The organism is Calditrichota bacterium, assembly GCA_014359355.1.
GTDB lineage: Bacteria > Zhuqueibacterota > Zhuqueibacteria > JANLFK01 > Oleimicrobiaceae > Oleimicrobium.
Map to the genome: position 1 here is coordinate 1 of JACIZP010000359.1, position 6,122 is coordinate 6,122.

At 62.7% G+C, this 6,122-nt stretch carries 6 protein-coding genes; 1 reads left to right on the top strand and 5 read right to left on the bottom strand.

Annotated features, from left to right (window positions below; all coding sequences use genetic code 11):
- Positions 1 to 851 (top strand): hypothetical protein (locus tag H5U38_15080; protein ID MBC7188347.1); only part of this gene is annotated, 851 nt, incomplete at its 5' end.
- 15 nt (positions 852 to 866) lie between these two features.
- On the opposite strand, the gene H5U38_15085 is transcribed toward H5U38_15080, so the two are convergent.
- From H5U38_15085 to metG, 5 genes are all read right to left on the bottom strand, one after another.
- The gene (locus tag H5U38_15085) at positions 867 to 2,174 is read right to left on the bottom strand and encodes a glycine--tRNA ligase (GenBank protein ID MBC7188348.1); all 1,308 of its coding nucleotides are present in this window, start codon (positions 2,172 to 2,174) and stop codon (positions 867 to 869) included.
- Positions 2,155 to 2,988, bottom strand: coding sequence for a DNA repair protein RecO (recO, locus tag H5U38_15090; protein ID MBC7188349.1), 834 nt, complete (start codon positions 2,986 to 2,988; stop codon positions 2,155 to 2,157). The genes H5U38_15085 and recO overlap by 20 nt, the downstream gene beginning before the upstream one ends.
- Entirely contained in the window at positions 2,945 to 3,796 is an 852-nt protein-coding gene (rsmA, locus tag H5U38_15095; GenBank protein ID MBC7188350.1) for a 16S rRNA (adenine(1518)-N(6)/adenine(1519)-N(6))-dimethyltransferase RsmA, read from the bottom strand. Before rsmA ends, recO begins: the two co-directional genes overlap by 44 nt.
- An 18-nt stretch (positions 3,797 to 3,814) precedes the next feature.
- Complete coding sequence (locus tag H5U38_15100; GenBank protein MBC7188351.1) at positions 3,815 to 4,606, bottom strand: TatD family hydrolase; 792 nt, start codon at positions 4,604 to 4,606, stop codon at positions 3,815 to 3,817.
- Between the two features lie 2 nt (positions 4,607 to 4,608).
- On the bottom strand, positions 4,609 to 6,122 hold a 1,514-nt coding region (gene metG / locus H5U38_15105; GenBank protein MBC7188352.1), incomplete at its 5' end, for a methionine--tRNA ligase.

Genomic DNA, 6,122 nt, shown 5'->3' on the forward strand with positions numbered 1-6,122 from the left:
ACCTCTTTCTCTCGGCAGCTCTGGCCGGGTTTGGCCCTGCCAGCGGCCACCTCCGCTTTGGTCTCCAGCTCATGGCCCGCGTCCCTCTGGCCAAGTACCACAATGTGGTGCTGGAGCCGTACTCGGCCGGCCGCATCGAGCTATGCTCCCGCGCGCTATTCTCCATTGCCACCGAGCCCGGCGCACCTGCCCGCGGCATGGTAGTGGACGGCTCCCTGGGCCTGCTCAACCACAACGACATGGGAAAGCGCCTTACAGACGTACGTGCCGATAGCACCATAGCACGGGCCTCGTCGCGGCAGTGGGTTTGGACCCTCGGCCTGAGTGCGCGTCGCGCACCGTTCACCTTTGGCATAGCCATGAGCGGCAACCGCTTCATCCAGCAACCGCCGCCTACCGCCTACAGCCGCGAGAACTACCTCTACCTATCGCCCTCGGTGAGCTATCGCCTTGCCTGGTGGCTGACAATGGGGACGACCTTGGACATCAGGCTTCACGAAGGTGCCGACCGGACGGCCTACTCGGCCCTCCTGCCCCGTGTCGGTCACGACTTTGACAACTACCCGCCATGGCGCCTCCGCGTGTCCGCCCAAATGACGCTGCGCAGCAAGCAGCCACGCGCACTCCGCCAGGAGGAGGCCGCGCAATTGGCACGCCAGGCCTCGCCCACAGACGATACGCTTGTCAGGGAACTTGCCCGGCAGAAACAGACCGCAGAACAGGCCGAACAAGAGCTGGAGCGCATCCGGCAGGAGCGGGAGCGCGTGGCGCGCATCCTGGAGAAGCTTCGCGAGATGGTCGCTGCGCAAAAGGCCACCAACCCTCGGCCGCCGGAAAGGGAGAAGCCTTAGGAGCTCCCCCCCGGCCTACATAACGCGCTCGCGCAGGAACTCCACCAACCGATCGATTGCCACCCGCTCCTGGCGCATGGAGTCACGTTCCCGCACCGTCACCGTCTGATCCTGCAACGACTGGGAATCGACGGTGATGCCGAACGGCGTCCCAGCTTCGTCCTGCCGCCTGTACCTGCGGCCAATGGCCCCCGACTCGTCATAGAACACCACAAAGTGCGGACGCAGCATGTCGACGATCTTGTGAGCCAGTTCCGGCATCCCATCGCGCTTGACTAACGGGAAGATGCCAGCCTTGACGGGCGCCACTTTCGGCGACAGCCGCAGCACCACCCTTTGCTCGCCCTCTACCACGTCCTCGTCGTACGCGTCAACCAGGCAGGTGAACAGTGTGCGGTCCACGCCTGCTGAGGTCTCGATGATGTACGGCACATAGCGCTCCCGCGTCTGGTCGTCGAAGTAGCTCAAGTCCTTGCCTGAGTACTGCTGGTGCCGCGACAGGTCAAAATCGGTGCGATTGTGAATCCCCTCCAGCTCCTTCCAGCCGAATGGGAACTCGTACTGAATGTCAAAGGCGCGCGCTGCATAGTGCGCAAGCTCGTCCTTGCCATGTTCGTGGAAGCGCAGGCGTTCCCGGCGAATGCCAAGGTCGTAGTACCACTGCATGCGCTGCTCGCGCCAGTAGTCAAACCACTGGCCATCGGTGCCAGGCTTGACGAAGTATTGCATCTCCATCTGCTCGAATTCTCGTGTGCGGAAGATGAAATTGCCCGGCGTAATCTCGTTGCGAAATGCTTTGCCGATTTGGGCAATGCCGAACGGGATCTTTTTCCGCGAGGAATTGAGCACGTTGAGGAAGTTGACGTAGATGCCCTGGGCAGTCTCCGGGCGCAGGTAGACGATGCTGGCCTCTTCCTCCACCGGTCCCATGTGCGTCTTGAACATGAGGTTGAACTGCCTGGCCTCGGTCAGCTCGCCGCCGCATTCCGGACAGCGTGGGCCTTCCACCTCGTCGGCGCGAAAGCGGTGCTTGCACTGCTTGCAATCCACCATCGGGTCGTGGAAGCCCTCCACATGTCCCGAGGCCTCCCACACCCGGGGATGCATGAGGATTGAGGCGTCCAGGCCCACGATGTCGTCCCGTTGCTGCACCATGGCCTTCCACCAGCACTCTTTGATGTTCTTTTTCAGCTCGACACCGAGCGGGCCGTAGTCGTAGCAGCTGGTGATGCCGCCGTAGATTTCGCTTGACTGAAAAATGAAGCCCCGCCGTTTACACAGGGAGACAATTTTGTCGATCACATCAGCTGGTCTGTTGCTCATCGTTCCTCTCATCTGCTTTTCCAGAGGAGTGCGGCTCCTGTTTCGTCTGCGCCCCGCGCAGGCCATCTTCAATCTCTGCCAGCACCTGCAGCGCCCGCAGGTCACGCAAAGGCTCCAGGTGGAAGGAGGCCAACTTGTAGAGTGCCTTGTCCACTTCCATTCCCGTTTCTGGAGGCACGAGGACATTGCCTGCCTGAGCCGGCCGCACCTGGGCCGCCCAACGCAACAGCGCGAAGGCCGCCTGGCTCATGCTGTCTGCCGCCGGTCGGCAGCGGGCGCAAAAATACCTCCCCCCCTCTACGTCCAAGAGCACGGGGCCGTCCACCTCGTGCACGCCGCATTGGGCGCAGCGCTCCAGTTGCGGCCTTACCCCGTGCAGCTCCAAGAAGTGCACCTGAAAGCTACGCACCACATTCTTCAAACCGCGATCGGCACTGTCCAGCGCGTTGAGGGTCTCCAGCAGCAGCGCGAAGAGGGCTGGCTGAGGAGCCTCGCTCACCTCGGCGCGCAAGACCCATTCACAGGCTAACGACGCGAGGGTCATCCGCCCCAGCTCGCTGCGCAGCCGCAGGAACGGGTGCACGATGTCCGCCTGACTGAGGAACTGCAGCTCGCGCGTCTCCTTGCGGTAGAAGACCACATGCACATGGTTAGGCGGCTCCAGACTTCCCCAGAAGCGACTCTTGGTGCTCCGTGCCCCCTTAGCGACCAGGCTTAGCTTGCCGAATGCCTTGGTGTACAGGGTGAGGATCTTGGTCATCTCCCCCTGTCTACGGCTGCGCAGGATGATCGCCTCTGTCTTGGCTAACGCCACTGTGCTCCCCATGCATGCAACGAGCAAGCCGGTTGCTCAACTGCACCAGCTCCGCCACGGTCAACTGCTCGGCACGGCGCGCGAGCAGCGGCTCGTGGAGCGCGTCCAGTACAGTCTTGCCACACGTCCGGGCCAGTGCGTTCCTCAGCACCTTGCGTCGCTGCCCAAAGGCGGCCCGCACAAATTTCGAGAAAAAGCCCCGGTCTTCCACCTCGAGGCGGGGGCTCGCCAAGAAGGTCCAGTGCACGATGGCCGAATCGACCTTGGGCTTCGGCCGGAACACCTGTGGCGACACCTCGAACAGGAGGCGGACGTCAGCCACGAGCTGACTGTGCACCGCCAGCGGCCCGTATTGTTTGCTGCCCGGCTTTGCCACTACCCGCAGCGCGACCTCTTTCTGGAGCATGAGCATCATGTCCTGGACCACCCCCACTTGCTCCAGCACCCGGAAGATGAGGGGCCCGGAGATATTGTAGGGGATGTTGCCGAGCAGTCGCACGCGCTCACCCCGCGGGGCAAGCCTCCCCAAGTTCACCGTCAAAAAGTCCGCCTCTACTACCTCCACGCCTGGGACTCCCCTGAACCGCTCTGCCAGCTCTGCGGCAAGCGTCCGGTCAAGCTCCACGGCAATTAGCCGGCGGACCTCACCAGCGATCAGTTCGGTGAGCGCCCCCTGTCCCGGGCCTATCTCCACCACTGTGTCGCCGGGCTGCGGCGCAAAGGCTCGCACGATCTTGCGCGCCACGTTGGGATCCACCAAGAAATGTTGGCCCAAACTGCGCTTGGGGCACAACCCCGTCACCGGCATGACCGCTCCTGCGCACACTCAGCCCACAGGCGACGTGTCCGGGCCGGTCAACCCAAACAGCCGCCGGGCATTCTCCGTCGTCCTCCGCGCCACTTCTGCCAGCGGCACGCCAAGGACTTCTGCCGCCTTTTGCGCGATGAAATGCACATAGGCCGGCTCGTTGCGCCTGCCTCGGTGGGGTTCTGGCGCCATGAATGGGCAGTCGGTCTCTAACAGCAGACGATCCAGCGGCACATGGGCTAACACCTCCACAGCGCGGGCGTTCTTGAACGTGAGCACTCCTGTGAAAGAGACGTGGAATCCCATGTCCAGCACTTCGCGGGCGCCATCTATCCCTCCGGAAAAGCAGTGGAACACGCCGCGGCCGGAATCGCCCATCACCTCCCGCACGGCGGCGAGCACATCGTCCCAGGCTTGGCGCGTGTGGATGATGACCGGCAAACCCGCCTCCGCAGCCATGTTCAGCAAGCGCCGGAAGACGTTGCGTTGCACCTCCCGTGGGGAGTGGTCACGGTAATAGTCCAGCCCGATCTCGCCGACCGCCACCACCTTAGGGTGCTGAACCAATCTGCACAGTTCCCTGAGTGTCTCCTCGTTGGCAGTGGCGGCGTCGTGCGGATGGATGCCCACCGCTGCATACACCCCGTCATATTCCTCGGCAAGGCGCACCGAGGCCTGGCTGCTGGCAAGATCCACACCCACATTGACTATGGAGACCACTCCCACTTCCCTGGCTCGCCGAATGACATCGGCCACATCCTGAGCGAGCTCGGGAAAATCCAGGTGAGCGTGAGTATCGATGAGCTCCAAGCTCACTCCACTTGGGCCCCAGCAGGGAGGTCCTTGTCGGTGGTCACCAAGGCCAGCTGTCCAGACTTGTCAACCGCCGCCAGGAGCATACCCCTGGACTCCACGCCACGGATGGTGGCCGGGGCCAGATTAGCCACGACGACAATGGTCCTGCCCACCAGTTCCTCTGGCCGATAGTACTGCGCGATGCCGGCGACGATCTGGCGCTGTTCCCCGCCGATATCGACCTGCAGGCGCAGCAACTTGTCGGTCTTCTCCACTGGTGCCGCCGCCAGTACCTTTGCTGTGCGCAGCTGTACCTTCTTGAACTCCTCGAAGCTGACTTGCTCGCTCACTTTTTCCTCCTTGTCCTCTTGCCGCCGCTGGGCTTCCAGTTTGCGTATCTCCGGTTCGATCTCCTCCCATTCGATCTTGCGGAACAGAATCTCCGGGGTGGAGAGTCTATGTCCCGCGGGCAGAGGATCATTTCCTGCGCTGTCCCACTGCTGTTCCTCCACGCGGCCGGGCAGGCCCATCATCTGCCACAGGCGCGCCGCCGAGAAGGGGAGGATGGGGCTCTGCACAACGGCCAGGGTGCGCACCGTCTGCAGGCACACGTTGATGGTGGTCGCACAGCGCTCAGGGCTGGAGGCCACGGTCAGCCACGGCTCCTGGTCGTTGAAGTACTTGTTCGCTGCCCGCGCCAAGTCCATGAGGGCGGCGGTCGCCTTGCGCAATTCGAAACGTTCCAACAGATCGCCAATCGTTGTTGGCGCCTGCGCTAAGAGGCGGAGCATCTCCTGGTCGGCTGCCTGCAGTTGGCCCGCTTCTGGTACCACTCCGCCGAATTTGCTCTGAGTAAATGCGAGTGTGCGATTCACAAAGTTGCCCAGGATGTCGGCCAACTCGCTGTTGTTCTTCAGCCGAAAGTCTTCCCAGGTAAAGTCGGCATCCTTGGTTTCCGGAGCATTTGCCGCCAGCCAATAGCGCAGCGGGTCTGGGTCGAAGCGCTCTAAATAGTCGCGCAGCCAAACGGCGTAGTTGCGACTGGTGCTGAGTTTGGCCCCGGCGATGTTCAGGAACTCGTTGGCCGGAATGTCCGCAGGGAGTATGAACTCCCCGTGGCCCATGAGCATCGCCGGCCAGAGGATTGCGTGGAAAACGATATTGTCCTTGCCGATAAAGTGCACCAGGCGCGTACCGGGGTCGAGCCAGTAATCGCGCCAGCGCTCCGGCTGGCCAGTGGCGGAAGCCCAGTCCTTGGTGGCGGAAATGTAGCCGATGGGGGCCTCGAACCAGACGTAGATGACCTTCCCCTCGTAGCCCGGCAGGGGGACGGGCACGCCCCACGGCAGATCGCGGGTCACCGCCCGGTCCTCCAACCCCTCGGCAAACCAGCCGCGGCAGTAGTTGAGCACATTGTCCTTCCAAGAGGTCTTTTCGGCCAACCACTGCTCCAGTTTCTCCTGGAACGCGCGCAGCTTCAGGAAGAGATGGGTGGACGGACGCAACTCCGGTCTTGCCCCGCAGACCTTGC